Origin of the sequence: Streptomyces sp. DH24 (assembly GCF_029813775.1) — a bacterium.
In the GTDB taxonomy this organism is placed as follows: domain Bacteria; phylum Actinomycetota; class Actinomycetes; order Streptomycetales; family Streptomycetaceae; genus Streptomyces.
The window spans coordinates 1-26,491 of the sequence record NZ_JARVKW010000058.1; the positions used below are offsets into that span (position 1 = coordinate 1).

General features: G+C 73.5%; 23 protein-coding genes. 11 read left to right on the plus strand and 12 right to left on the minus strand.

Translation table 11 applies throughout. The features are described from left to right. The first annotated feature begins 566 nt into the window (after nucleotides 1-566). On the plus strand, nucleotides 567-1,598 hold the full coding sequence (gene trpS / locus QC282_RS29850; RefSeq protein ID WP_279552730.1) for a tryptophan--tRNA ligase: 1,032 nt from the start codon (nucleotides 567-569) through the stop codon (nucleotides 1,596-1,598). Here trpS and QC282_RS29855 read toward each other — a convergent pair. Then, nucleotides 1,532-2,527, minus strand: a complete 996-nt coding sequence (locus tag QC282_RS29855; protein ID WP_279552701.1) for a GlxA family transcriptional regulator — start codon at nucleotides 2,525-2,527, stop codon at nucleotides 1,532-1,534. The genes trpS and QC282_RS29855 overlap by 67 nt on opposite strands. 75 nt (nucleotides 2,528-2,602) lie before the next feature. On the opposite strand from QC282_RS29855, the gene QC282_RS29860 reads away from it, so the two are divergent. After that, the gene (locus QC282_RS29860; protein WP_279552702.1) at nucleotides 2,603-3,187 is read left to right on the plus strand and encodes a cysteine hydrolase family protein; all 585 of its coding nucleotides are present in this window, start codon (nucleotides 2,603-2,605) and stop codon (nucleotides 3,185-3,187) included. An 18-nt stretch (nucleotides 3,188-3,205) separates the two neighbouring features. Here QC282_RS29860 and proC read toward each other — a convergent pair whose 3' ends face one another. From proC to QC282_RS29885, 5 genes are all read right to left on the minus strand, one after another. Next, nucleotides 3,206-4,015, minus strand: a complete 810-nt coding sequence (gene proC / locus QC282_RS29865; protein ID WP_279552703.1) for a pyrroline-5-carboxylate reductase — start codon at nucleotides 4,013-4,015, stop codon at nucleotides 3,206-3,208. 199 nt (nucleotides 4,016-4,214) lie between these two features. Next, entirely contained in the window at nucleotides 4,215-5,000 is a 786-nt protein-coding gene (locus tag QC282_RS29870; RefSeq protein ID WP_279552704.1) for an ABC transporter permease, read from the minus strand. After that, nucleotides 4,997-5,788, minus strand: a complete 792-nt coding sequence (locus tag QC282_RS29875) for an ABC transporter ATP-binding protein (RefSeq protein WP_279552705.1) — start codon at nucleotides 5,786-5,788, stop codon at nucleotides 4,997-4,999. Before QC282_RS29875 ends, QC282_RS29870 begins: the two co-directional genes overlap by 4 nt. Nucleotides 5,789-6,056: 268 nt before the next feature. Beyond that, nucleotides 6,057-6,575 carry an EamA/RhaT family transporter gene (locus QC282_RS29880; RefSeq protein WP_279552731.1) on the minus strand — a complete coding sequence of 173 codons (519 nt, stop codon included), beginning with the start codon at nucleotides 6,573-6,575 and terminating at the stop codon, nucleotides 6,057-6,059. 410 nt (nucleotides 6,576-6,985) lie between these two features. Continuing rightward, nucleotides 6,986-7,252 (minus strand): SH3 domain-containing protein, encoded by a 267-nt coding sequence (locus QC282_RS29885; protein WP_279552732.1) that lies wholly within the window; start codon nucleotides 7,250-7,252, stop codon nucleotides 6,986-6,988. Between the two features lie 232 nt (nucleotides 7,253-7,484). Between QC282_RS29885 and QC282_RS29890 the strand changes: the two genes are divergently transcribed. Next, on the plus strand, nucleotides 7,485-9,590 hold the full coding sequence (locus QC282_RS29890; RefSeq protein WP_279552706.1) for a serine/threonine-protein kinase: 2,106 nt from the start codon (nucleotides 7,485-7,487) through the stop codon (nucleotides 9,588-9,590). 159 nt (nucleotides 9,591-9,749) lie between these two features. Here the strand turns inward: QC282_RS29890 and ilvD are convergent, their stop codons facing one another. The 4 genes from ilvD to QC282_RS29910 form a co-directional block, all read right to left on the minus strand. Beyond that, entirely contained in the window at nucleotides 9,750-11,603 is a 1,854-nt protein-coding gene (gene ilvD / locus QC282_RS29895) for a dihydroxy-acid dehydratase (protein ID WP_279552707.1), read from the minus strand. A gap of 113 nt (nucleotides 11,604-11,716) precedes the next feature. Then, a complete protein-coding gene (locus tag QC282_RS29900; RefSeq protein WP_279552708.1) occupies nucleotides 11,717-12,370 on the minus strand; it encodes a TetR family transcriptional regulator in 654 nt (217 codons plus the stop codon). Next, nucleotides 12,367-13,191, minus strand: coding sequence for a sugar phosphate isomerase/epimerase (locus QC282_RS29905; protein WP_279552709.1), 825 nt, complete (start codon nucleotides 13,189-13,191; stop codon nucleotides 12,367-12,369). The genes QC282_RS29900 and QC282_RS29905 overlap by 4 nt, the downstream gene beginning before the upstream one ends. A 113-nt stretch (nucleotides 13,192-13,304) precedes the next feature. Next, on the minus strand, nucleotides 13,305-14,237 hold the full coding sequence (locus QC282_RS29910; RefSeq protein ID WP_279552710.1) for a Ppx/GppA phosphatase family protein: 933 nt from the start codon (nucleotides 14,235-14,237) through the stop codon (nucleotides 13,305-13,307). A gap of 224 nt (nucleotides 14,238-14,461) precedes the next feature. Here QC282_RS29910 and QC282_RS29915 point away from each other — a divergent pair, with 224 nt between their 5' ends. Further along, nucleotides 14,462-15,262 carry a hypothetical protein gene (locus QC282_RS29915; RefSeq protein ID WP_279552733.1) on the plus strand — a complete coding sequence of 267 codons (801 nt, stop codon included), beginning with the start codon at nucleotides 14,462-14,464 and terminating at the stop codon, nucleotides 15,260-15,262. 242 nt (nucleotides 15,263-15,504) lie between these two features. Here QC282_RS29915 and QC282_RS29920 read toward each other — a convergent pair whose 3' ends face one another. After that, nucleotides 15,505-17,229: a hypothetical protein gene (locus QC282_RS29920; RefSeq protein WP_279552711.1), complete on the minus strand. Its 1,725-nt coding sequence runs from the start codon at nucleotides 17,227-17,229 to the stop codon at nucleotides 15,505-15,507. Nucleotides 17,230-17,435: 206 nt separating this feature from the next. Here QC282_RS29920 and radA point away from each other — a divergent pair, with 206 nt between their 5' ends. Both radA and disA read left to right on the plus strand, forming a co-directional pair. Further along, a complete protein-coding gene (gene radA / locus QC282_RS29925) occupies nucleotides 17,436-18,845 on the plus strand; it encodes a DNA repair protein RadA (RefSeq protein ID WP_279552712.1) in 1,410 nt (469 codons plus the stop codon). Nucleotides 18,846-18,925: 80 nt separating this feature from the next. Beyond that, a complete protein-coding gene (gene disA, locus QC282_RS29930) occupies nucleotides 18,926-20,050 on the plus strand; it encodes a DNA integrity scanning diadenylate cyclase DisA (protein WP_279552713.1) in 1,125 nt (374 codons plus the stop codon). A 117-nt stretch (nucleotides 20,051-20,167) separates the two neighbouring features. On the opposite strand, the gene QC282_RS29935 is transcribed toward disA, so the two are convergent. Beyond that, a complete protein-coding gene (locus QC282_RS29935) occupies nucleotides 20,168-21,025 on the minus strand; it encodes a hypothetical protein (protein WP_279552714.1) in 858 nt (285 codons plus the stop codon). A gap of 624 nt (nucleotides 21,026-21,649) precedes the next feature. Between QC282_RS29935 and QC282_RS29940 the strand changes: the two genes are divergently transcribed. The 5 genes from QC282_RS29940 to cseC all read left to right on the plus strand — a co-directional run bounded on the left by QC282_RS29940 (nucleotide 21,650) and on the right by cseC (nucleotide 26,324). Next, complete coding sequence (locus QC282_RS29940) at nucleotides 21,650-22,585, plus strand: A/G-specific adenine glycosylase (RefSeq protein WP_279552715.1); 936 nt, start codon at nucleotides 21,650-21,652, stop codon at nucleotides 22,583-22,585. A gap of 381 nt (nucleotides 22,586-22,966) precedes the next feature. Next, nucleotides 22,967-23,506, plus strand: coding sequence for a SigE family RNA polymerase sigma factor (locus QC282_RS29945; RefSeq protein WP_279552716.1), 540 nt, complete (start codon nucleotides 22,967-22,969; stop codon nucleotides 23,504-23,506). Beyond that, complete coding sequence (locus tag QC282_RS29950; protein WP_279552717.1) at nucleotides 23,494-24,147, plus strand: hypothetical protein; 654 nt, start codon at nucleotides 23,494-23,496, stop codon at nucleotides 24,145-24,147. The genes QC282_RS29945 and QC282_RS29950 overlap by 13 nt, the downstream gene beginning before the upstream one ends. Before the next feature lie 112 nt (nucleotides 24,148-24,259). Beyond that, a complete protein-coding gene (gene cseB, locus QC282_RS29955; RefSeq protein WP_279552718.1) occupies nucleotides 24,260-24,961 on the plus strand; it encodes a two-component system response regulator CseB in 702 nt (233 codons plus the stop codon). A gap of 7 nt (nucleotides 24,962-24,968) precedes the next feature. Next, nucleotides 24,969-26,324: a two-component system sensor histidine kinase CseC gene (gene cseC, locus QC282_RS29960; protein ID WP_279552719.1), complete on the plus strand. Its 1,356-nt coding sequence runs from the start codon at nucleotides 24,969-24,971 to the stop codon at nucleotides 26,322-26,324. Nucleotides 26,325-26,491 lie beyond the last annotated feature (167 nt).

Genomic DNA, 26,491 nt, shown 5'->3' on the forward strand with positions numbered 1-26,491 from the left:
TCACCCTCTCGGGCTTTCCTCCGGGCGCTTCCCTTCGGTCTTGCGTTTCCGACTCTATCAGATCCTTTTCTCGGCCTGACCCCCAGTCAGCGGGGTTTGTCTTCCCGGCCCTTGGGCCGTTCCGACGAGTGAGACTTTAGCGGATTCCCGGCTCCCGAGCGAATCGGGGGCCTGCGTCCTTTCGAACGCGGATTCCTCATTTCGCGAATACACATGCCAATGAAACGACGGCAGACGCAGACACGACTGTCACCGAGTAGTGGTGGTACTTGCGGAATGGCTGTCCGGGGACCGACCGGAGTCGGCGCTCACGTCGGACAACTCGGAGAACAGTACGGAGGGACCCCGGGCGTGTCAACTTCGCTGCGGACGGCACCCTTGCGTCGTACTCTGGGACGCGTGACGACGCGTACGTGCACCCAGTTCTGGTGGGCCGCCTGACGGCGGCCGTACGCACGTATGCACTCAACGGCCGCCGCTTCGGCGGCCGTTCTCGTTTCTCCCTCCGGAGGCCGGCCGGCCGGTAGCGGCGGTCCCGACCAGGAGGTGGAGAGATGAGTGGAGAGATGAAGCGGGTCTTCAGCGGGGTCAAGCCGACCGGGCATCTGACGCTGGGGAACTACCTGGGGGCGATGCGGCAGTGGGCCGCGGTCGACCAGCACCGGGCCGACGCGCTGTTCTGCGTCGTGGATCTGCACGCCCTGACCGTGGACCACGATCCGGCGCGGGTGCGACGGCTCAGTCGGCAGGCGGCGACGCTGTTGCTCGCCGCCGGGCTCGATCCGCGGCTGTGCACCGTGTTCGTGCAGAGTCATGTGGACGAGCACGCCCGGCTGTCGTACGTACTGGAGTGCGTCGCCACCGACGGGGAGATGCGGCGGATGATCCAGTACAAGGAGAAGTCCGTGCGCGAGCGGGAGCGCGGCGGGAGTGTGCGGCTGTCGCTGCTCACGTACCCCGTGCTGATGGCGGCGGACATCCTCGCCTACGGGACCGACGAGGTGCCGGTGGGCGAGGACCAGGCGCAGCACGTGGAGCTGGCGCGGGATCTCGCGGCGCGGTTCAACCACCGGTACGGGCGCACGTTCGTGGTGCCGCGGACGACGGTGCCGAAGGTGGCGGCGCGGGTGATGAACCTGCAGGAGCCAACGTCGAAGATGGGCAAGTCCGACGACTCCGGGCCGGGCATCGTCTATCTGCTGGACGAGCCGGACGTGATCCGCAAGAAGGTGATGCGCGCCGTGACCGACAGCGGGCGCGAGGTCGTCTACGACCCGGAGGCGCGGCCCGGGGTGGCGAATCTGCTGGAGATCCTCGCGGCGTGCTCGGGAGGGGACCCGGCGGATCTGAGCGGTGCGTACGCGTCGTACGGCGCGTTGAAGAAGGACACCGCGGAGGCCGTGGTCGAGGTGCTCAGGCCCGTGCAGGAGCGGCACCGGGAGCTGTGCGCGGATCCCGGTCACGTGGAGGAGGTGCTGCGGGACGGCGCGGAGCGGGCCAGGGCGATGGCGCGGCCGACGGTGGACGCGGCCTATCGCGCGATCGGGCTGTTGCCGGCCGTTTCCGGGGCGGAGGCCGTGCTGAACGCGGCCCGGTAGGCGCGCGGGCTGGTGGCGAGGCGCGAGGCGAAGTGCTGGCGCATCGTGACCTCGCTGCCGAAGCCGGCGCGGCGGGCGACCTCGGGCATGGGGAGGTCGGTGCGTTCGAGGAGTTTCTGCGCGGCGGCGAGGCGCTGGTCGAGCAGCCAGCGCAGCGGGGTGGTGCCGGTCTCGGCCGTGAAGTGGCGGGCGAAGGTGCGCGGGGCCATGCCGGCGCGGGCGGCCAGGGCGGCGACGGTGAGCGGTTCGTGCAGGTGGCGCAGGGCGTGGTCGCGTACGGCGGCGAGGGCGTCGGCGTCGCGGTCCGCGCGCGGGGTGGGGCGCTCGATGAACTGGGCCTGGGTGCCGGCGCGGAAGGGGGCCGTGACCATGGCGCGGGCGATGGTGGCGGCGGCCTCGGCGCCGTGGGCGGTGCGGACGAGGTGGAGGCACAGGTCGATGCCTGCTGCCGTACCGGCGGCGGTCCACAGGTTGTCGTCCTCGATGAACAGCGCGCCCGGGACGACGGTGACGCGGGGGTGGTGGGTGCGCAGGAGGCCGACGAGGTTCCAGTGGGTGATGGCGCGGCGGCCGTCGAGGAGTCCGGCCTGGGCGAGGGTGAAGGCGCCTCCGCAGAGCGCGGCGATGGTGGTGCCGCGCGCGTGGGCCCGGCGCAGGGCGGCGAGGACGGGGGCCGGTGCCGGGGTGAGGTGGTCGTCGAGGCCGGGGACGACGACCAGGTCGGCGCGGTCGAGCCAGCTCAGGGTGCGGTCGGGCTGGAGGGTGAGGCCGCCGCGCATCGGGACCGGGGTGGTGGTGTCGGGGGCGACGCGGCGCAGGTCGAAGGCGGGGGCGCCGCGGTCGGTGCGGTCGGCGCCCCAGACCTCGGTGATGACGGAGACGTCGAAGGCGCGGATGCCGGGGAAGGCGACGAGTGCCACGCGGTACATGCCTGGCAGTAAACCATCGATCGATGTCTTTTGACCCTCTGGGGCGGGCGGTGTGCGGGCGGCAGGATCGAGGGCATGGAGATCGCGGAGAACGCAGCGCTGGTGGTCGTGGACGTGCAGAAGGGCTTCGAGGAGCAGGCCTTCTGGGGGCCGCGGAACCATCCGGAGGCCGACGGCAACATCGCGGCGCTGATCGACGTGTGGCAGGCGTCGGGGCGGCCGGTGGTGTTCGTGCGGCACGACTCGGTGCAGCCGGGGTCGCCCCTGCGGCCGGGGCAGGCGGGCAACGACTTCAAGGAGTACGTGGCACAGCGGCGCGGGAAGGGGGCCGGTGGCGAGCTGCTGGTGGCGAAGAGCGTGAACTCGGCCTTCTACGGGACGCCGGATCTGGACGCCTGGCTGAAGGGGGCGGGGATCTCGCAGGTCGTGCTGGCCGGGATCCAGACCAACATGTGCGTGGAGACGACCGCGCGGATGGGCGGGAACCTGGGGTACGACGTGGTGGTGGCGTTCGACGCGACGTACACGTTCGACCTGGCTGGGCCGTTCGGCTGGCGGCTGGGCGCGGACGAGGTGGCGCGGGCGGCGGCGGTGTCGCTGCACGGGGGCGGGTTCGCACGGGTGGTGAACACGGCGGAGGTCGTGGCCGCGGCGAGGTGACCGCCCCCGGCGGGCGGGTCAGCTGCTGCCGGAGGCCAGTTCGCGGCTGCGGTCGCGGGCGGCTTCGAGGGCGGCGATGAGGGCGGCCCGTACGCCGTGGTTCTCCAGTTCGCGGATGGCGTTGATGGTGGTGCCCGCGGGGGACGTGACGTTCTCGCGGAGCTTGACCGGGTGTTCGCCGCTGTCGCGGAGCATCGTGGCGGCGCCGATCGCGGACTGGACGATCAGGTCGTGGGCCTTGTCGCGGGGCAGGCCGAGCAGGATGCCGGCGTCGGTCATGGCCTCGACCAGGTAGAAGAAGTACGCCGGTCCCGATCCGGAGAGGGCCGTGCAGGCGTCCTGCTGCGACTCGGGGACGCGGAGGGTCTTGCCGACGGCGCCGAAGATCTCCTCGGCGTGGGCGAGGTGTTCGGCGGTGGCGTGACTGCCGGCGGAGATGACGGACATGGCCTCGTCCACGAGGGCGGGCGTGTTCGTCATGACGCGGACCACGGGGGTGCCGGGGGCGAGGCGCTCCTCGAAGAAGGCGGTCGGGATGCCGGCGGCGCCGCTGACGATCAGGCGGTCGGCGGGGACGTGCGGGGCGAGTTCGTCGAGGAGGCTGCCCATGTCCTGCGGCTTGACCGTGAGGATCAGGGTGTCGGCGGTCTTGGCGGCCTCCGCGTTGCTGACGGGGGTGACGCCGTAACGGGTGCGGAGTTCCTCGGCGCGTTCCGGGCGGCGGGCGGTGACCAGGAGGTCGGCCGGGGCCCAGCCGGCCCGGATCATTCCGCTGAGCAGGGCTTCGCCGATCTTGCCGGTGCCGAGGACTGCGACTTTCTGGGTCATGGTGCGGGGCCCTCCGGGGGTTGCGTCGTCCAGGTTCATCCTCGCACCGGGGGTGGGCCGGTGGCTGGGTTGTCCGGTGGGCGGACGCCGGGCCGGGGCGGGCGGGGGCGGCACCGGACGGAGGGCTCTCGCAGCCCAGCGCTGCGCAGTGCCGCCCGCGCCCGCCCGGTGCCGCCCGAGCGGCGTGGTCTGCCGCAGGTCACTGGGTGCGGCGGCGGAGGGTGGCCGCGCCCAGGCCGAGCACGAGCAGCGCGCAGCCGGCGACGATCAGGACGTCCCGTACGAAGGCTGTCGTCATGTCGGTGTGGTGGAGGACCTCGTTCATGCCGTCGACCGCGTAGGACATGGGGAGCGCGTCGGAGACGGCCTCCAGGGCGGGGTGCATCCTGTCGCGCGGGGTGAACAGGCCGCAGAGGAGGAGCTGGGGGAAGATCACCGCCGGCATGAACTGCACCGCCTGGAACTCGGAGGCCGCGAAGGCCGAGACGAAGAGGCCGAGGGCCGTGCCGAGCAGGGCGTCGAGCAGGGCCACCAGGAGCAGGAGCCAGGGGCTGCCGGTGACGTCGAGGCCCAGGAGCCAGACCGCCAGGCCCGTGGCGAGGGCGGACTGGACGACGGCGAGCGCGCCGAAGGCGAGGGCGTAGCCCGCGATGAGGTCGCCCTTGCCGAGCGGCATGGCGAGGAGGCGTTCGAGGGTGCCGGAGGTGCGTTCGCGCAGGGTGGCGATGGACGTCACCAGGAACATCGTGATCAGCGGGAAGATCCCGAGCAGGGAGGCACCGATGCTGTCGAAGGTGCGGGGGCTGCCGTCGAAGACGTAGCGCAGCAGGAGCAGCATCAGGCAGGGGACCAGGATCATCAGCGCGATGGTGCGCGGGTCGTGGCGCAGCTGGCGCAGGACCCGGGCGGCGGTGGCCGCGGTGCGGGACGCGTTCAGGGCACGGGGCGCGGCGGCGGGGTGCGTGACGGTGGGCGTGGTGGTCATCGGATCCGCTCCTTGTCGCGGCCTGCCGCCGCCGCCTCGTCCACGAGGTGGAGGAAGGCGGCCTCGACGGTGTCGGTGCCGGTACGGGTGCGCAGGGCGTCCGGGGTGTCCTCGGCGAGGATCTCGCCCTCGCGCATGAGCATGAGGCGGTGGCAGCGCTCGGCCTCGTCCATGACGTGGGAGGAGACGAGGAGGGTGGCGCCGCGGTCGGCGGCGATGGCGTGGAAGAGGGCCCACAGGTCGCGGCGCAGGACGGGGTCGAGGCCGACGGTGGGTTCGTCGAGGACGAGGAGTTCGGGCGCGCCGAGCAGGGCGACGGCGAGGGAGACGCGGTTGCGCTGGCCGCCGGAGAGGTTGCCGGCGAGGGCGTCGGCGTGGCTGGTGAGGTCGACGTCGGCGATGGCCCGGGTGACGTTCTCGTGGCGGCGCTCGGCCGCCGCCCGGCCCGGGTCGAGGATCGCGGCGAAGTAGTCGAGGTTCTGGCGGACGGTGAGGTCGTCGTAGACGGACGGGGCCTGGGTCACGTAGCCGACGCGGTTGCGCAGGGTGGGGTGCCCGGCGGGGCGGCCGAGGACGTCGAGGGTGCCGGTGACCTTGGCCTGGGTGCCGACGATCGCGCGCATCAGCGTGGACTTGCCGCAGCCGGAGGGGCCGAGCAGGCCGGTGATCCGGCCGCGGGGGACGGTGAAGTCCAGGGCGCGCAGGACGGTGCGGGGGCCGCGGACGACGGTGAGGCCGGTGGCGTGGACGGCTGGGGGGTCGGGAGCGGGGGAACCATAATTCATCATGTGAGGAATAATGCTCCTGGGAGTGGGAGGCGTCAAGGAGGGTGGGGCGGGGCTGAGCGGGGATGGGATGGGGTGGGGCGGGCCGGGCTGGGCCGGGCCGGGCGCGGATGCGGGGTCCTCGGCGGTCCGGCGGTCCGGGGTCCTCGGCGATCCGGCGGTTCAGGGTCCGACGGCATGACGGCACGGCGGCGCGACCGGCCTCGGGGTGAGCGGCCTCGGGATGAGCGCAGGCGGCTGTGCGCGGAGCGTGGCAGCCGTGGGGGAACGGTCAGCCCCGGCGGCCGGGGCTCCTCTTCACCGGGTTGCCCGAGCGGCGGGACGCGCGCTTCTCGTGCCGGGCGAGAGCCGCCTCGTACTCCTCGCGGTGGAGTTTTTCGCCCGGGGCCTCGACGAGGGAGCGGACGAAGTACGCGAGGAGGGAGCCGACGAAGCCGATGGCGAGCAGGCCCCGCAGGGCGGACCGGCGCTCGGGGTCGGGGCGTCGGCCGAACGCTCCCCAGGTGTGACTGAAGGCCAGGGCGGTGCAGACGGCGAACACCAGTGCCGTGAGCAGCGTGACGAAGGTGCCGGTGTCGGCGATCCGCAGGCCTTCGTGGGCCAAGCGCAGGACGAGGCAGGAGCCGGCGGTCAGGGCCAGCGAGCCGACGGAGGCGGCGACGCGGCGGGCGGCGTAGCCGCGGTCGTGGTGCAGCCAGGTCGTGCCGAAGAAGCGGAGGGGCTCGGGGCGGGGCCCGGCCGGGACGGTGCCGTCGGCCGGTTCCGCCGGGCCCGCGGGGTGCTCCGGGATGCCGTTCGCTGCGCTCACGCGACGATTATGGCTCCGTACGCCCGCGGACCCGGGCCGGGCTCGGTCCTTGCCGTGTGGATCGTCCCGGCGGCGCGGGGCCCGGCACGCTCCGGCCGACCGGGACACGCCGCATCTCACGGCTGAACCAATCCGCACCTCACGACCCGGACGCACCGCACCTCACAGCCAGGCCGCGCCCCACCTCGAAGGCCGAGCCGATCCGCACCACCTCACGACCGGGACGCACCGCAGCTCACGGCCGGGCCGGCCCGCACGACAGGTCAGGTGCGCCGGACCTCACGGCCAGGCCGATCCGCACGACAGGTCAGGTCCGACGCCGTGTCCGGCCCGGGCCGCACCGGGCGTCGCACGGCAGGTGCCGTGCCGCCGGCCCGCTTCGCGGACGCGGCCTAGGCACAGCGCGGGCGGATGTAGCCGTCGCTGCCCGTGTTGACGTAGGTGTCCGAGATGAACTGGCCGTTGGCGATGTTGTCCCAGATGTTCGACGTGCCGTACGGGCCGGTGACCCAGGTGCCCGGGGACTGGCAGTTGATGGCGACCCGAGTGCCCTCGGGCAGGACCTTGATGATCGGGTAGTTGGTGCCGGGGCCGCTGCGGACGTTGACGCGGTAGCCCGGGGCGATCGAGTAGTAGCGGGTCGCCGTGGTCTCGGCCATCGCCACGGACTCCGCCGGGCCGTTTTCGGCCGCTTCGGCATGGTTGACAGACATGAAGAACCTCCCCCGTTGCACCCCATGACGCCATGGGGTCGCGTTGATACCCCCGAATCACGCCACGGACACCTGTGGGCGACTCGCACGGGGAGGCTAGCAAGCCCCCTCTGTCCCGAACGAGTCATCGACTAGGCTCCGAGCGTCGCGCGCGCGGACGAAACACGGGGGTGGTCCCATGGCGCCACAGCGGAACGCCGGAGCGGGCGCGGAAACGGAACTTCCGGAGTACGCCGGTCACTACCGTCTCGAATCCTGTCTCGGGTCGGGCGGCATGGGTGTCGTGCATCTGGCGCGCAGCACCTCCGGGATGAAGCTCGCGGTGAAGGTCGTGCATGCCGAGTTCGCCCGCGATCCCGAGTTCAGGGGACGTTTCCGGCAGGAGGTGGCGGCGGCGCGCAGGGTGAGCGGTGCCTTCACCGCGCCCGTCGTGGACGCCGATCCGGAGGGCGAACGGCCTTGGATGGCCACGCTGTTCATTCCCGGCCCGACCCTCGCCGAGCACGTGAAGCGGAACGGGCCGATGGACGCCGCCCAGCTGCGCCGGCTAATGGCCGGGCTGGCCGAGGCGCTGCGCGACATCCACCGGGTCGGCGTGGTGCACCGGGACCTCAAGCCGAGCAACGTCCTGCTCGCCGAGGACGGGCCGAAAGTCATCGACTTCGGCATTTCCCGGCCGAAGGACAGCGAACTGCGTACCGAGACGGGCAAGTTGATCGGCACGCCGCCGTTCATGGCGCCGGAGCAGTTCCGGCGACCGCGCGAGGTGGGGCCCGCCGCCGACGTCTTCGCGCTGGGGTCGGTGCTGGTGCACGCGGCGACCGGGCGGGGGCCGTTCGACTCCGACAGTCCCTACGTCGTCGCCTACCAGGTCGTCCACGACGAGCCCGACTTGAGCGGCGTGCCGGACGAACTGGCCCCGCTCGTGCTGCGCTGCCTCGCCAAGGAGCCCGGCGAACGGCCCACGCCGGACGAGCTGATGCGCGCACTGCGGTCGGTCGCGGCGTCGTACGACACGCAGGCGTTCATACCGGCCCAGCGGACCGGGGAGGGCGCGTCGCCGCCGAAGCCCCGCGCCGCCGGGTCCGCGCCCGCCGCCCCGCGCCTGCCCCGCAAGCGCGCCGCGCTGCTGGCCGCCACGGCGCTGGCGCTGGTCACCGGCGCCGGCACCGCCTACCTGCTGGTGGACGACGCCTCCCCCGGGCCGCGTCAGACCCCGGCGGGCGCCTCCGCCCCCTCGGGCGACTTCCGTCCCTGGACGGCCGCGCCGGCGTCCGGGAAACCGGGCATGCCCCGGTGCGCGTACGGCGCCGAGCGTCTGGTGTGCGTGCGGCCGGGACAGCTCAGCGCGCTCGATCCGGCGGACGGCCGTGTGCTGTGGCGACGTGCCCTCGACGGTGCCGGCGATCTCTCGGAGGCGCCGGTCTTCTCGGGCGGGTACGCGCACGTGCGGACGCACGCCGGGAGCCGTCTGGAGGCCGTCGACCCGGCCTCCGGCAGGCGGGTGTGGGAGCTGGACGTCTCCGCCTACCGCGCCTCCCGCCACGCGGGCGGCATGCTGCTGCTGACCGCCGCCGACGGGCGGGTCACCGGCGTGGACAGCAGGACCGGCGAGGCCAGGTGGACCCGGCGGGTCGCGGACGTGCGCAGTCCGTACTTCGCCTCGTTCGACGGCGCTCCGTACGCCCTGTCGGCGGCCCCGGCGGACGGCGGGACGCGGACCCGGGTCACGGCGGTGGACCCGGACACCGGCGACGTGCGCTGGGATGTGCGCCTGAAGGGCGAGTTGACGCCCGTCGGCATCGCGGACGGCAGCGTCGTCCTGCTGGCCGGCAGCGGCAACTACGGGGAAGTCGGCAGCGTCGTCCGCTACGACCCGGAGTCCGGCACTGCCCGGCGGGTGGCCCTGAGCGTCCCGCTGGAGCAGGCGCAGGCCACGGTGCGCGGGGACCTCGTCTGTCTGCTGGGCCTCGGCGGTTCCCTGGCGGTCGTCGACATGGGCTCGGCCACGCAGCGGTGGTCGCTGGAGACGTCCGTGAACCGGGGGTCGGCGCCCGTCACCGACGGGCGGCACGTGTACTTCACCGGTGCCGACGGACGCCTGCTCGCGGTGGACGCCGTAGACGGCCGTCTCCTCGGCCAGACGCGGGCCCGCCTGGGCGGCAACGCGGACCGGCTCGTCGCCACGCTGCCCAGGCCCCGCATGGCCGGCCCGGCCGTCTACGCCACCGCGCCCGACGGCACCGTCTTCGCCGTCGACGGGCGCAGCCCTTCGGCCTGGTAGGCCCCGCCCGCCCGGATCGCTCGGCCTGGTTCCCGCCCGCCCGGCACGGATCACGAAGGGCCGCCCCCGTCGCGCGGAGGCGGCCCTTCGTGATCCGTGCCGGGGGCGGCCTTCCTGATCCGTGCCGGAGGCAGCCCCTCGTGATCCGTGCCTGGGGCGTCAGCCCAGCTTCGTCACGTCCCGCACCGCGCCCTTGTCCGCGCTCGTGGCCATCGCCGCGTAGGCCCGCAGGGCCGCCGAGACCTTGCGCTCGCGGTTCCTCGGGGCGTACGCGCCGTTCAGCGCCTGCTCGCGGCGGGCCAGCTCGGCGTCGTCGACCAGGAGCTCGATCGCGCGGCCGGGGATGTCGATGCGGATCCGGTCGCCGTCCTCGACCAGCGCGATCGTGCCGCCGGAGGCCGCCTCCGGGGAGGCGTGGCCGATGGACAGGCCGGACGTGCCGCCGGAGAAACGGCCGTCGGTGACCAGGGCGCAGGCCTTGCCCAGGCCGCGGCTCTTGAGGTACGAGGTCGGGTAGAGCATCTCCTGCATGCCGGGGCCGCCCTTGGGGCCCTCGTAGCGGATGACGACGACGTCGCCCTCCTTGACCTGCTTGGTGAGGATCTTCTCGACGGCCTCCTCCTGCGACTCGCAGACCACCGCGGGACCCTCGAAGGTCCAGATGGACTCGTCGACGCCGGCCGTCTTCACGACGCAGCCGTCGACCGCCAGGTTGCCGCGCAGCACCGCCAGGCCGCCGTCCTTGGAGTACGCGTGCTCGGCGGAGCGGATGCAGCCGCCCTCCGCGTCCTCGTCCAGCGTGTCCCAGCGCTCCGACTGGGAGAAGGCCTCCGCGGAACGGACGCAGCCGGGGGCCGCGTGCCACATCTCCACCGCCTCCGGCGACGGGGAGCCGCCGCGGATGTCCCACGTCTTGAGCCAGTCGGACAGGGACGGGCTGTGGACCGAGTTGACGTCCTCGTTCAGCAGGCCGGCGCGGTGCAGTTCGCCGAGCAGGGCCGGGATGCCGCCCGCGCGGTGCACGTCCTCCATGTAGTACGTGCGGTGCTTGGCGACGTTCGGCGCGACCTTCGCCAGGCACGGCACGCGGCGCGACAGGGCGTCGATCTCGGTGAGACCGAACGGCACCTCCGCCTCCTGGGCGGCGGCGAGCAGGTGCAGGATCGTGTTGGTCGAGCCGCCCATCGCGATGTCGAGGGCCATCGCGTTCTCGAAGGCGGCGACGGACGCGATCGAGCGGGGCAGGACCGTGTCGTCGTCCTGCTCGTAGTAGCGGCGGGTGAGGTCCATGACCGTCCGCGCCGCACGCACGTACAGCTGCTTGCGGGCGGTGTGCGTGGCCAGCACCGTGCCGTTGCCCGGCAGGGACAGGCCGATCGCCTCGGTCAGGCAGTTCATCGAGTTGGCGGTGAACATGCCGGAACAGGAGCCGCAGGTCGGACAGGCGTTCTCCTCGATGCGGAGGACGTCCGCGTCGGACACCTTGTCGTTGGCCGCCTCGACCATGGCGTCGACCAGGTCCAGCGTGCGGACCGTGCCGTCGACCAGGGTGGCCCGGCCGGACTCCATCGGGCCGCCGGAGACGAAGACCGTGGGGATGTTCAGGCGCAGGGCCGCGTTGAGCATGCCCGGGGTGATCTTGTCGCAGTTGGAGATGCAGATCAGGGCGTCGGCGCAGTGGGCCTCGACCATGTACTCCACGCTGTCCGCGATCAGGTCGCGCGACGGCAGGCTGTACAGCATGCCGCCGTGGCCCATCGCGATGCCGTCGTCGACGGCGATCGTGTTGAACTCGCGCGGGATGCCGCCCGCCTCGACGACCGCCTCGCTGACGATGCGGCCGACCGGCGCCAGGTGGGTGTGGCCGGGGACGAACTCGGTGAAGCTGTTGGCGACCGCGATGATCGGCTTGCGGCCGATGTCCGCACCGGGTACACCGGAGGCGCGCATAAGGGCGCGGGCGCCCGCCATGTTGCGGCCGTGGGTGACTGTGCGGGACCTCAGCTCGGGCATCGTCGCTCGCTCCTTCGGAGAGTTGTGACTCCCGTCGAGCGTACGCCCGTCATCCGGAGAGCGGACAACGTGTCCGGATCGCGGGACGAACGTCTCAGCCGCGCGGGCCCGGCTCAGGGTCCGGTCAGATGCCCCTGCACCACCGGCGCCACGCGCGCGACGATCTGCTCCGGATCGGCCGTGGCCAGCGGCTCCACCTTGATCACGTACCGGATCATGGCGACCCCGACGAGCTGCGCCGCGGCCAGCTCGGCGCGCAGCTGCGCGTCCGGCAGGTCGAGCCGGTCGGCGACGCGGCGCAGCAGCTGGGTGGCGATCAGGCGCCGGAACACGGCCGCGGCGGCCTCGTTGTTGACGGCCGAGCGGACGATCGCCAGCAGCGGGGGCCGGGTCACCGGGTTCTCCCACAGTCCGAAGAACATGCGGGTCAGCCGCTCGCCGACACCGTCGAGCGGCCCTTCGAGGACCTCGTCGCGGACCTTCAGGGCGGGCGCGAAGGCCACCTCGACGGCCGCTTCGAAGACCTGTTCCTTGGTACCGAAGTAGTGATGCACGAGCGCCGGGTCGACGCCGGCCGCCTTGGCGATGCCGCGCACGGACGTCTTCTCGTAGCCGCGCTCGGAGAACTCCTCGCGGGCGGCGGTGAGGATGCGGCCCCGGGTGTCGCCGGACTCCGTGCGCGGCGGCCGGCCCCGGCGCCGGCCGGGTGCGGGGGCCGCCGTGGGGGCGTCGCCCGTGCCGTGCGTCGCCGGCTCGGCGTCGGTCATCGCCGCTGCACCCGTGCCGCCGACGCCAGGTGCAGGCGCGTGAACGCGAGCGCCTCGGCGAGGTCGGCCTCCCGCTCGGCGCTCGACATGGCGCGGCGGGTGTTGACCTCGATGACGACGTGACCGTCGAAACCGGTCAGGGCCAGGCGCTCCAGCAGCTCGGCGCAGGGCTGGGTGCCGCGGCCCGGGACAAGGTGCTCGTCCTTGGCGGAGCCCCGGCCGTCCGCGAGGTGGACGTGACCGAGCCGGTCGCCCATCCGGTCGACCATCTCGAGCGCGTCGGAGCGGGCGGTCGCGGTGTGGCTGAGGTCGATCGTGAAGTGCCGGTAGTCGTCCTTGGTGACGTCCCAGTCGGGGGCGTAGGCCAGCATCTCGCGGTCGCGGTAGCGCCAGGGGTACATGTTCTCGACGGCGAACCGCACGTCGGTCTCGTTCGCCATGCGCCAGATGCCGTCGACGAAGTCGCGCGCGTACTGCCGCTGCCAGCGGAACGGCGGATGCACGACGACCGTGCTCGCGCCGAGCTTCTCGGCCGCCGCCCGGGCCCGCTGGAGCTTGGTCCACGGGTCCGTGGACCACACCCGCTGCGTGATCAGCAGGCAGGGCGCGTGCACGGCGAGGACCGGGATGCGGTGGTAGTCGCTGAGTCTGCGCAGCGCCTCGATGTCCTGGCTGACCGGGTCGGTCCACACCATGACCTCGACCCCGTCGTACCCGAGGCGTGCGGCGATCTCGAAGGCCGTCGCCGTCGACTCCGGATACACGGAGGCCGTGGACAGGGCGACCTTCGCATCCGGGACGCGCACGACTGGCTCTGCCATGGTGGACAGATTACGGGGTGCGGTGGCGCGGACGCGGGGTGCCTCCTGGCCGTTGTGGTGTTTGCCACGGACCCGTGCCGGCCGGCCGCGCGGTCACCCCGGTCACCGCGGTGTCACTCCGCGGGCATGTGGTCGAGTCGGCGCAGGATGATGCCCTCCCTGAGCGCCCACGGGCAGATCTCCACCGACTCCACGCCGAACAGGTCCATCGCGCCCTCGGCGACCAGCGCGCCCGCGAGGAGCTGGCCCGCCCTGCCCTCCGAGACGCCCGGGAGTTCGGCGCGCTCGGCGGCGGTCATACCGGCCAGGCGCGGCACCCAGGCCTCCACGGACTGCCGCTTCAGCTCGCGCTGCACGTACAGGCCCTCGGCGGAGCGGGCGGCGCCGGCTATGCGGGCCAGCTGCCTGAACGTCTTGGACGTCGCCACGACGTGGTCGGGCGCGCCGAAGCGGGCTATCTCCCCGACCGTACGGGCGATCTCCGTACGGACATGGCGGCGCAGCGCCCTGACGTCCTGCGCGTCGGGCGGGTCGCCGGGCAGCCAGGCGGCGGTCAGGCGGCCCGCGCCGAGCGGCAGCGACACGGCCGCGTCGGGCTCCTCGTCGATGCCGTACGCGATCTCCAGGGAGCCGCCGCCGATGTCCAGGACGAGGAGCTTCCCGGCCGACCAGCCGAACCAGCGGCGGACGGCGAGGAAGGTGAGCCGGGCCTCCTCGGCGCCGGTGAGGACGGTGAGCTCGACGCCGGTCTCGGCACGCACGCGTGCGAGCACGTCGTCGGCGTTGCGGGCCTCCCGCACGGCGGAGGTCGCGAACGGCAGCAGGTCCTCGACGCCCTTGTCCTCGGCGGCCACCAGGGCCGCCTGGACGACCGCGACCAGCTTGTCGACGCCCTCGGGGCCGATCGCCCCGTCGTCGTCGAGGAGTTGGGCCAGGCGCAGGTCCGCCTTGTGCGAGTGCGCGGGCAGCGGGCGCGCGCCCGGGTGTGCGTCCACCACCAGCAGATGCACCGTGTTCGATCCCACGTCGAGGACACCGAGTCTCATGTACGGAACGCTACTGCCCGCCGCGCGGCCCGCGGCCCCCGCGTGGGTGGCGAGAGCGGTCCCGCCAGGGGTGCCGGGCGACTTACCCTGGTCGGGTGCCAAAGACGAACAAGGCGAAGAACGGCAAGAGCGACAAGAACGGCAAGACCGGCAAGAACAGCGAGAACGACAAGAGCGCCAAACTCCGCAAGAAGGACAAGGTGGCCGGGAAGGCCGGTTCGGCCATGGGTTCTTCGCAGGTGACCGTGCCGGGAGCGGAGCAGCAGGCTCCGGTGGGCGACGAGAAGGGGATCGACTTCGCCCGCGCGTGGGTGGAGTTTCCCGATCCGGCGGACGACGAGCAGGTCTTCCGCTGCGATCTGACATGGCTGACCTCTCGCTGGAGCTGCATCTTCGGCAGCGGCTGCCAGGGCATCCAGGCGGGCCGCGCGGACGACGGGTGCTGCACGCTGGGCGCCCACTTCTCCGACGAGGACGACGAGCGCCGGGTCGCCGGGCACGTGGCGAGGCTCACGCCGGACATCTGGCAGAACCACGCCGAGGGCGTGCGGGGCGGCTGGACCGCCGTGGACGACGAGGGCTCCCGGCAGACCCGCCCCTTCCAGGGCTCGTGCATCTTCCAGAACCGGCCCGGGTTCTCCGGCGGCGCGGGCTGCTCGCTGCACATCCTGGCGCTGCGGGAGGGCCGCGAGCCGCTGGAGACCAAGCCGGACGTGTGCTGGCAGCTGCCGGTCCGGCGGACGTACGACTGGATCGACCGGCCCGACGACACGCGCGTGCTGCAGGTGTCGATCGGCGAGTACGACCGGCGCGGCTGGGGTCCGGGCGGCCACGACCTGCACTGGTGGTGCACGTCGGCGACCTCCGCGCACGGCGCGGGCGACCCGGTGTACGTGTCCTACCGGGCGGAGCTGACCGAGCTGATGGGCAAGGCCGGCTACGACCGCCTGGTCGAGCTGTGCGAGCAGCGCCTGTCCTCACAGCTGCCCCTCCTGGCACCGCACCCGGCGGACCCCACCGGCTGAACCGGCTGAACCGGACACCTGTCGGCCACGAGGGTCTTTCGCTACGACGCCACCCGGCCCGAACGGCGACGGCTCACCCCGCGGACCCCGCCGCCGGACCGCACACCCGCCGGCCACGAGAGCCTTTCGCCACGACGCCGCCCGAGCCGAACGGCGGCGCCTCCGGGGACGACGACGGCCGGCCGGTCGGCTCACCCGGCGCACCCCGCCGACCGGCCCCCCGCCGGTCACCGGGACCTCCGCTACGACGTCGACGGACTCGGCGCACCGCTGCCGCTCGGCGGCGGTGACGAACCGCCCGAGCCGGACGGCGACGGCTCACTCGGCGACGCCTCCGGCGGCGACGACGGCGGGTCGGTCGGCTCGCTCGGCGTGGGCTCCGGGGGGGCCGGGGCGGACGGCGTCGGCGACGGGCTCGGCGGCGGGCCGCCCGGACTGCTCGGCACCGGGGCGGGACGGGGGCCCGGGTCGGACGGGCTGGGCGCCGTGCCGTACCCCTCGATGGAGACGACCGAGCCCGCCGGGGCGACGGCGACGCGCGCGCTCCAGTACCCGGACGGCTCGCGCAGATGGTCGACGTACACCTTGACCGTCAGCGTCTGGCCGGGCCGCAGCGTGCCCGAGGACTGGCTCAGGTACAGCCAGGACGCCCGCGTGGACGCCGACCAGCGCACCGGCGCCGAGCCGGTCGCGGTGAGGGTGATCAGCGTGGTGTCGCCGCTGTGCCCGGCCGTCACCGCCAGGGCCGCCGCGCCCTTCTTGCCGCTGCCCGTGACGCTGACGACCTCCACGGACACGTCGGGGCCGCCGCGCCCGAACCGGCCGTCGGGGGTGCTGGCGTTGCCGGCGTTCTCGGAGCCGCCCGCCGTCTCCCCGTCGAGCGCGCCCGGGCCGTGTGCGTCTGGCGCGCCGGCCGAGTGGCCGCCCTCGGCCTCGCCGACCGGGGTGCCGCGGTAGGCCGCCCACAGGGCGAGCACGGGCGCGGCGACGACCGTGGCGACGACGGTCGTCGTGACGGCACGCGTGCGCAGCCGGTCCCGCCGGGCGGCCCGGTCCCGCGGGTCCATCGGGAATCCGCGCCGGTCGAAGCGCGGGGCGTGCCCACGCGCGCGCGTGGCGTGCGCCATCGCGGCGTGCAGGGCGGCGCGGGGCGCGACCAGCAGGGGCAGTTCGGCGGGCGTGACGGCGGTGCCCGGCCAGCGGCCGGGGATGGCGCGCTCGGCCGTGCGGCGGCAGCGCGGGCAGTCGTCGACGTGCCGGACGAGTTCGCGGCGCAGCGCCGAGCTGAGGACGAGCTGGTTGTCGCCCGTGAGGTGGGCCACGCTCGGGCAGGTGCCGGTCTCCACGACGGCGAGGGCCGCGCGCGTGCGCTCGACCTCGCAGGCGGCGGCGGCGAGGAGCTCCTTGGCGGCGGCCGGTTCCATGCCGACGACGGCCGCGACCTCGTGCGGGGCGAGGTGGTGGCGCACGGCGAGTTCGAGCGCCTCGCGCTGCTCCGGGGTGATCCCGGCTGCCTCGGGCCAGGCCAGCAGGGCGAGTTCGTGGCGGCGGTGCTGCTGGACGTCCTCCGGTACGGCCGGCCCGGTGGACCGTTCCGCCCGTTGCCGGCCGGCGCCGGACCGGCCCGCCGCGTGGGTGCCCGGACGTTTCTGCTGAGCCGCGGCGAGCTTGCGCAGGCACGACCAGCGGGCCAGGGCGTACAGCCAGGCCCGGCGGTCACCGGCCGACTCCGGGACGTGCCGGCCGCGCCGCTCGGCGAGCGCGAGGACGTCGCCGAGGGCGGCGGTGGCCGCGTCGTGGTCGCACAGCACGGACAGGCAGTAGGTGAACAGGCCGTCGAGATACGGCTCGTAGCGAGCGGGCGGCCGTTCCGCCAACGTACGGGCCGCCGCGTGGTCGCGCGCCTCCCGGCGCGCCCGGTGCGCGCCGGTCGTGCGGGTCGGGGTCTGCGGACTGCTGCTCATCATCCGGCGACCGTAGGCGCCGGTGGACGCCCCCTTCCTCCCCCTTGAGCACTTTTAATCCGTACGGGTGAAACGATCCCTCATAAGGGGGCCGGGGCCAGTTGTTCGAGGAGCGTCACGGCCTCGGCGGCCCGTTCGCAGCGGGCGGCCGGTGCGCGCCGGTGGGGATCGGACGGCCCGTTGTCGGTGCCGGGGGCTACGGTGCACCCATGGCTGCCCGTACGAAGACCACCAAGGACCGCCCGTCCTACCGCTGCACCGAGTGCGGCTGGCAGACGGCCAAGTGGCTCGGCCGCTGCCCCGAATGCCAGGCCTGGGGCACCATCGACGAATACGGCACGCCCGCGGTCCGTACGACGGCGCCGGGGCGCGTCACCACGTCCGCCCTGCCCATCGGCCAGGTCGACGGCAAGCAGGCCACGGCCCGCTCCACCGGCGTGCCCGAGCTGGACCGGGTGCTCGGTGGCGGCCTGGTGCCCGGCGCGGTGGTGCTCGTCGCGGGCGAGCCGGGCGTCGGCAAGTCCACGCTCCTGCTCGACGTGGCGGCCAAGTCGGCCAGCGAGGAGCACAAGACGCTGTACGTGACGGGCGAGGAGTCGGCGAGCCAGGTCCGGCTGCGCGCCGACCGCATCAAGGCCATCGACGACCACCTGTATCTCGCGGCCGAGACCGACCTGGCGGCCGTGCTGGGCCACTTGGACGCGGTCAAGCCGTCCCTGCTGATCCTCGACTCGGTGCAGACGGTCGCCTCCCCGGAGATCGACGGTGCACCCGGCGGCATGGCCCAGGTGCGGGAGGTGGCGGGGGCGCTCATCCGGGCGTCCAAGGAACGCGGGATGTCCACCCTCCTGGTGGGCCACGTCACCAAGGACGGCACGATCGCGGGCCCGCGCCTGCTGGAGCACCTCGTGGACGTGGTGCTGCACTTCGAGGGCGACCGTCACGCGCGCCTGCGCCTCGTACGCGGTGTCAAGAACCGCTACGGCACGACGGACGAGGTCGGCTGCTTCGAGCTGCACGACGAGGGCATCACGGGCCTGACCGACCCGAGCGGCCTGTTCCTGACCCGCCGCGCCGAGCCCGTGCCCGGCACCTGCCTGACCGTCACCCTGGAGGGCCGCCGCCCGCTGGTCGCCGAGGTCCAGGCGCTCACGGTCGACTCGCAGATCCCGTCCCCGCGCCGCACGACGTCAGGTCTGGAGACCTCGCGCGTGTCGATGATGCTCGCCGTACTGGAACAGCGCGGCCGGATCAGCGCCTTGGGCAAACGGGACATTTACTCCGCCACGGTCGGCGGTGTGAAGCTGTCCGAGCCGGCCGCCGACCTGGCCGTCGCCCTCGCCCTGGCGTCGGCCGCGAGCGACACCCCGCTGCCGAAGAACCTCGTGGCGATCGGCGAGGTCGGCCTCGCGGGCGAGGTGAGACGCGTCACGGGCGTGCAGCGCAGGCTCGCGGAAGCGCACCGCCTGGGCTTCACGCACGCCCTGGTACCGGGCGATCCGGGGAAGATCCCGGCCGGTATGAAGGTCCTGGAAGTCGCGGACATAGGGGACGCCCTCCGGGTCCTTCCGCGCTCCCGTCGCCGAGAGGCCCCCCGGGAGGAGACGGACCGCCGGTAGACTTTGCCCTGGTCTCGCCCGTCCGTACGACCGAGTGTGCGACACGGGAGCGCCCCAGAACCTGTGACCGGAGGAGTGCAGTGGCAGCCAACGACCGGGCAGCAGCTCCCGGAAAGTCCGGTGGGAGTGCCGGTTCCGATGGCCTGATGCGCGCCTCGCTGAGCGCCGTGGCTCCCGGCACACCGCTGCGTGACGGCCTGGAACGCGTCCTTCGCGGCAACACGGGCGGTCTCATCGTGCTCGGCTCCGACAAGACCGTCGAGTCGATGTGCACGGGCGGATTCGTCCTGGACGTCGAGTTCACGGCGACGCGGCTGCGCGAGCTGTGCAAGCTCGACGGCGGCATCGTGCTCTCCTCCGACCTGTCGAAGATCCTCCGGGCGGGCGTCCAGCTGCTCCCGGACCCGACGATCCCCACGGAGGAGACCGGCACCCGGCACCGCACGGCGGACCGCGTCTCCAAGCAGGTCGGTTTCCCGGTCGTCTCCGTCTCCCAGTCCATGCGCCTGATCGCCCTCTACGTCGACGGCCAGCGTCGCGTCCTGGAGGACTCCGCGGCGATCCTGTCGCGCGCCAACCAGGCGCTGGCGACCCTGGAGCGCTACAAGCTCCGCCTCGACGAGGTCGCGGGCACGCTGTCGGCGCTGGAGATCGAGGACCTGGTGACCGTCCGGGACGTGTCGGCGGTCGCGCAGCGCCTGGAGATGGTGCGCCGTATCGCCACGGAGATCGCCGAGTACGTGGTGGAGCTGGGCACCGACGGACGTCTCCTCGCCCTCCAGCTGGACGAGTTGATCGCGGGCGTCGAGCCCGAGCGCGAACTGGTCGTCCGGGACTACGTCCCCGAGCCGACCGCCAAGCGCTCCCGCACGGTCGAGGAGGCCCTGGCCGAGCTGGACAAGCTCAGCCACGCCGAACTGCTCGAACTGTCCACGGTGGCCCGCGCGTTGGGCTACACCGGCTCCCCCGAGACGCTCGACTCGGCGGTCTCCCCCCGTGGCTTCCGCCTGCTGGCCAAGGTGCCCCGCCTGCCGGGCGCCATCATCGACCGCCTGGTGGAACACTTCGGCGGCCTCCAGAAGCTCCTGGCCGCGAGCGTGGACGACCTCCAGACCGTGGACGGCGTGGGCGAGGCCCGGGCCCGCAGCGTCAGGGAGGGCCTGTCGAGGCTGGCTGAGTCGTCGATCCTGGAACGCTACGTCTGACCCTGCCGAGCCGCCCCGGCACCGCGGGGCCGGGACGTCCGCAACAGCCCTGTGGGCCTTGTCCGCGACGTGGCGCCTGCCGCGCTCCGGGCGACGACGCCACACCGCGGAGACGGCCTAGTCGGCTTCGAGCACGAACGACGTCTGTACCTTCGCGAATCCGGGCGCCTTCGCCTCCACCAGGTACGTGCCCGCCTTGGCCGACCCGGCCTTGGGGGTGGCGCACTTCGGGGCGCTGGGGCTGCGGTCCCACTTCACGGTGTACGTGATGCCGCTGTTGGCGGGCACCCGGTACAGGCGGCTGCCCACGCTCTTGGGACAGTGCTCCGACGCCCAGAACGCGTCGTCGGCGGTGGCCTGAGTGATCGTCAGCACGGCGTTCCTCGGCCCGAGGTCGATCTTGCAGTCGCTGCCGGAGATGTTCCGCGCGGCCAGCACGAAGGTCGGCGTCTGCCCGGGCTCGTAGGTGTTGCGGAGGCTGCGCAGGCTCAGCTTCACAGCGCCGGGCGTGCAGTTGGGCAACGTGGACCCGGCAGGAACCGTGTCACCGGACCCCGTGCCGACACCGGTCCCGGAGCCGCCACCGCCACCGGCACCGCCGGCGCCACCCGCGTCACCGTTGCCGCCGTCGGCCGCCCCGGAGCCACCGCCCGAACCGGCCCCGCCCCCGGACTCGTCCCCGGAGCCGTCGCCGGAACCCTCACCGGAGCCGCTGGAGTCCCCGCCCTCCGACTCGTCCCGCCCGCCCGGCGCCTGACTGATCGCCGGGCCGGAACTCGACGGTCCCGGAGTGATCGTGGGCGCGGGATTCTTGCCGTTGGCCCCGTTCCGGCTGCCGTCCCCGCCCCCGCCACCCGCAGTGACGACCCAGGTGATCAGCAACGCCAACAGGGCGACGACGGACAGGAGTACGGCCCTCCGTCGCCAGTAGATGGAGGAGGGAAGCGGCCCGACCGGATTGCGCAGAGATCCCACGGCGCAAACTGTACGAGAGATCGGGGCCTTCGCTTGTCCCACCCGCCGCCCTGGTCCACAACTTTTCCGGATCATCATCTTGCAAACACCCCCCACGCCCCTGACTTTCGTCAGGGGCGGTTACGCGGGGATCGCAGCGCGTGACCGGACCGGCGGCCCGGCGGTGGCCGGACCGGGCGCCCGACGCCACTCAGCACGACCCACCACTCACCGCCACGGCTGCCGACGTGACGCCCCACATCACTGACGGCCACGGCTGCCGACATCACGCCCACCACTCACGCCACGGCTGCCGCCATCACGCCCCACACGACTCGCCGGGGCGGCGCGATCACGCGCACGGGTTTCCCCGGCGCCCCGCACGGGCGCCCGCGCACAACCCGACCGGTGGCACCCCGCCCGCACCGGCGCCCCGGACCACCGCGCACCACCGCCGCCACTCACCCGGACACCTCACACACCGCGCACTCCTCACATCCGCCTCCTCCCCGCGAGCGCCCCTCCCACCGAGGCGCACACCACACACCACCCGCCTCCGATGCGGGCCGCCCCCACACACCACGAACCGCCCGCCCGCCGCCTTGCCCCCGCCGGGCCGCCCCCGCATGGCAGGATCGGAAGGCCATGACTGCGCCCACGAAGCCCCCGCACGGCGGCACCGCCGACCCCGCGTCCGAGCGGATCGCCGGAGAGCCGCTGCACTCCCCCGTCATCGACTGGTTCGACGAGCACGCCCGCGACCTGCCGTGGCGGCGCCCGGAGGCCGGTGCCTGGGGGGTGATGGTCAGTGAGTTCATGCTCCAGCAGACCCCGGTGAACCGCGTCCTGCCCGTCTACGAGCAGTGGCTGGCCCGCTGGCCGCGCCCCGCCGACCTCGCCAAGGAGGCACCCGGCGAGGCCGTCCGCGCCTGGGGCCGGCTCGGCTACCCGCGCCGCGCCCTGCGCCTGCACGGGGCCGCCGTCGCCATAGCGGAACGGCACGGCGGCGACGTACCGGCCGACCACGCCCAGCTCCTCGCGCTGCCCGGCATCGGCGAGTACACGGCGGCTGCCGTGGCGTCGTTCGCGTACGGGCAGCGGCACGCGGTGCTGGACACCAACGTCCGCCGGGTCTTCGCCCGCGCGGTCACCGGCGTGCAGTACCCGCCGAACGCCACCACCGCCGCCGAACGCAGGCTCGCCCGGGAACTGCTGCCCGAGGACGAGGGCACCGCGGCCCGCTGGGCCGCCGCCTCCATGGAGCTCGGCGCGCTGGTGTGCACGGCGCGCAACGAGCAGTGCCACCGCTGCCCGATCGCCGCGCAGTGCGCCTGGCGGCTGGCCGGCAAGCCCGAGCACGACGGCCCGCCGCGCCGCGGCCAGGCGTACGCCGGCACCGACCGCCAGGTGCGCGGCCGGCTGCTCGCGGTGCTGCGGGAGGCGCACGCGCCCGTGCCGCAGCACGCCCTCGACCGCGTGTGGCACGAGCCCGTGCAGCGCGCCCGGGCACTGGACGGACTCGTCGCCGACGGCCTGGTCGAACCGATGCCGGGTGGCCTGTACCGGCTCCCGCTGACCTGACCGACCGTCGGCTGCACGGGTCCTCCGGGGCTCACTCGTCCGTGTCACCGGTGGCTCACAGGGCGCCCATGGCCGACATCGCACCCATGGCGCCCATGGCACCCACTGCGCCCATGGCTCCTATGGCTCCCATGTGGCTCGTACGGCCTCCTAAAACCGCTATAGCCGCACCATCCGGGCCGCCTCCGCGCCCCTCCCCACCCTCCGTTACACAACCGACGGACAGCCGCGCGTTTCCCGCAGGCTCCCTCGCACAGTGCCGTGACAAGCCGTCCGTAGCTTCTGTCGCGTGCCCGGCGGACCCGGGCCGACTACGGATCACAGGCAGTGGGACCGGCGGCGGCAGGCCGGCCGGCGCGGGGACAGGGGAGGCGGTTCACCATGGCGCAGGGCGAGGTGCTCGAGTTCGAGGAGTACGTCCGCACCCGGCAGGACGCGTTGCTGCGCAGCGCCCGGCGCCTGGTCCCGGACCCGGTGGACGCCCAGGACCTGTTGCAGACGGCGCTGGCACGGACGTTCGGCAAGTGGGACGGCATCGTGGACAAGCGGCTCGCGGACGCCTACCTGCGCCGGGTGATGATCAACACCCGTACGGAGTGGTGGCGGGCGCGGAGGCTGGAGGAGGTGCCCACCGAGCAGCTCCCGGACGCCTCCGTGGACGACTCCACCGAGCAGCACGCGGACCGCGCCCTGCTGATGGACGTGATGAGGGTGCTCGCCCCGAAGCAGCGCAGCGTCGTCGTACTGCGACACTGGGAGCAGATGTCAACGGAGGAGACGGCCGCCGCCCTCGGCATGTCGGCCGGAACGGTCAAGAGCACGCTGCATCGGGCGCTCGCCCGGCTCCGCGAGGAGCTCCAGGCCCGCGATCTGGACGCACGCGCGCTGGAGCGTGAGGAGCGGGAGCGTTGCGCGGCCTGACCGGCGCCGGTGCCACACGGGCACGGGACAGCTTCCGGGCGGTGAGCACGGCGTGGGCCGTGCTCACCGCCGTCGCCCTTTCCGTGTCCGCCTGCGGGACCGGCGGCACCGGCGCCCGCGACGAGGGCCCGGCGCACGCCGACACCGTTTCGAGCGCCGCCGCCGTGCCCTCGGCGCGTCCGGCGCGGACCCCCGACCGGGTGGACGCGGTCCGGCTGGTGAAGGACGATCCGCGGGTGTCGGCGGAGGTCAAGCGGGAGCTGAAGCCGTGCGTGGCCGACGAGTACCCGGTCGACGTGTCGTACGGCCACCTGACCGGGGGCCCCGCCGAGGACGTCGTCGTGAACGTGCTGACCTGCGGCGACGCGGTGGGCGTCGGCGCGTACGTGTACCGCCTGGAGGGCGGCGCGTACCGGAACGTGTTCCGCGCCGAGGAGCCGCCGGTCTACGGGGAGATCGACCGGGGCGACCTGGTGGTGACCAAGCAGGTGTACGAGAAGGGCGACCCGGTGTCGAGTCCGTCCGGCGAGAACGTGATCACCTACCGGTGGTCGGCGGGGCGTTTCTCGGAGCAGTTCCGCACGCACAACGACTACAGCAACGCCGTCGGCGGGGACGTGTCGCCGGCGCCCGCGAGCTGATCCGTGTGAACCGATCGGCCCCGTCGGACGATGAACAGGTGAACGCGGACACCGAATGACGCGTCCCACAAGTGAGAACGCCAGCTGCGACACGAGGACTGAGAGCACCGGGATGGCAGACCAGACCCACGTCCTGTTCGTGGAGGACGACGACGTCATCCGCGAGGCGACCCAACTCGCCCTGGAGCGGGACGGCTTCGCGGTGACCGCGATGCCCGACGGCCTGTCCGGCCTGGAGGCCTTCCGGTCCAGACGGCCGGACATCGCCCTGCTGGACGTCATGGTCCCCGGCCTGGACGGCGTCAGCCTGTGCCGCCGCATCCGCGACGAGTCCACCGTTCCGGTGATCATGCTGTCCGCGCGGGCCGACTCCATCGACGTGGTGCTCGGCCTGGAGGCGGGCGCCGACGACTACGTGACGAAGCCGTTCGACGGTGCCGTCCTGGTCGCCCGCATCCGCGCGGTGCTGCGCCGCTTCGGACACGCGAGCGGCGACCGGGCGGAGTCCCCCGCGTCCGACGACACCGGCGGCGTGCTGACCTTCGGCGACCTGGAGGTCGACACGGACGGCATGGAGGTGCGTCGGGCCGGGCAGCCGGTCGCGCTCACACCGACGGAGATGCGGCTGCTGCTGGAGTTCTCCTCCGTGCCGGGCACGGTGCTCTCCCGGGACAGACTCCTGGAGCGCGTGTGGGACTACGGCTGGGGCGGTGACACCCGCGTCGTCGACGTCCACGTGCAGCGGCTGCGCACGAAGATCGGCCAGGACCGCATCGAGACGGTCCGCGGCTTCGGCTACAAACTGAAGGCCTGAGCGGACCATGACGCGGGGGTTTCTGGGGCGCCTGGCCGCCGGAGCAGCGGCGCACACGAGCATCCGTACCGGCCTGCGGTGGAAGCTGAGCGCGGCCATCGCACTGGTCGGCGCGCTGGTCGCGGTGGCGCTGAGCCTGGTCGTGCACAACGCGGCCCGGGTGTCCATGCTGGACAACGCGCGCGACCTCGCGGACGAGCGCATCATGATCGCCCAGCGCAACTACGAGCTGTCCCAGCGGCCCAACTTCCCGAACGTGAAGCTGGACGACCCGGACCTGCCGGCGGAGCTGCGCAGACGTGTGGCGGCGGGGCGCCGGGCGACGTACGTGTCGGACCGGGCCGGGGGTCCGCCGGACATCTGGGCGGCTGTGCCGCTCAAGGACGGGCACGTGATGTCGCTGCACACCGGTTTCACCGACCGCAGCACGGACATCCTCAAGGACCTCGACCAGGCCCTGGTGATCGGCTCCATCGCGGTCGTCCTCGGCGGCAGCGCGCTCGGGGTGCTGATCGGCGGGCACCTGTCGCGCAGGCTGCGGAAGGCGGCGGCCGCGGCCAACCAGGTCGCCCGGGGCGAACCGGACGTGCGGGTGCGGGACGCCATCGGCGGAGTCGTACGGGACGAGACGGACGACCTGGCGAGCGCGGTGGACGCCATGGCGGACGCGCTCCAGCAACGCCTGGAGGCGGAGCGCCGGGTCACGGCCGACATCGCGCACGAGTTGCGCACCCCGGTGACCGGGCTGCTCACGGCGGCCGAGCTGCTGCCGCCCGGCCGGCCGACGGAGCTGGTGCTGGACCGGGCGAAGGCCATGCGCACGCTGGTCGAGGACGTGCTGGAGGTGGCCCGGCTGGACGGGGCCTCGGAGCGGGCCGAGCTGCAGGACCTCATGCTCGGCGAGTTCGTGAGCCGCCGCGTCACGGCGAAGGACCCGGCGGTGAAGGTGCGGGTGGTGCACGAGTCGGAGGTGACGACCGACCCGCGCCGCCTGGAGCGCGTGCTGTTCAACCTGCTCGCCAACGCGGCCCGGCACGGCGAGCCGCCCATCGAGGTCACCGTCGAGGGCCGGGTGATCCGGGTCCGCGACCACGGCCCCGGGTTCCCCCGGGACCTGCTGGCCGAGGGCCCGAGCCGGTTCCGCACCGGCAGCAAGGACCGCGCCGGGCGCGGCCACGGACTGGGCCTGACCATCGCGGCCGGCCAGGCCCGGGTGCTGGGCGCCCGGCTGACCTTCCGCAACGTGCGCCCGGCCGGCGCGCCGGAGCACCTACCGGCCGAGGGCGCGGTCGCGGTGCTGTGGCTGCCGGAACACGCGCCGACGAACACGGGCAGCTATCCGATGCTGCCGTCCGGTCAGTGACCCGCGCACTGCGTGCGGGCGCGCGGCGTGGGGCGGTGATGCGGGCGGGTCTGTCCGGTGGGCCTCGCCGCGGAATCGGCCACGGCGCGCTCGCCGAGCGCGCCGTGATCGGCCCGCCGGAAGGAGACCCACCGGGCGGAGACCCGGGCGGAGACGGTCACGTCCGG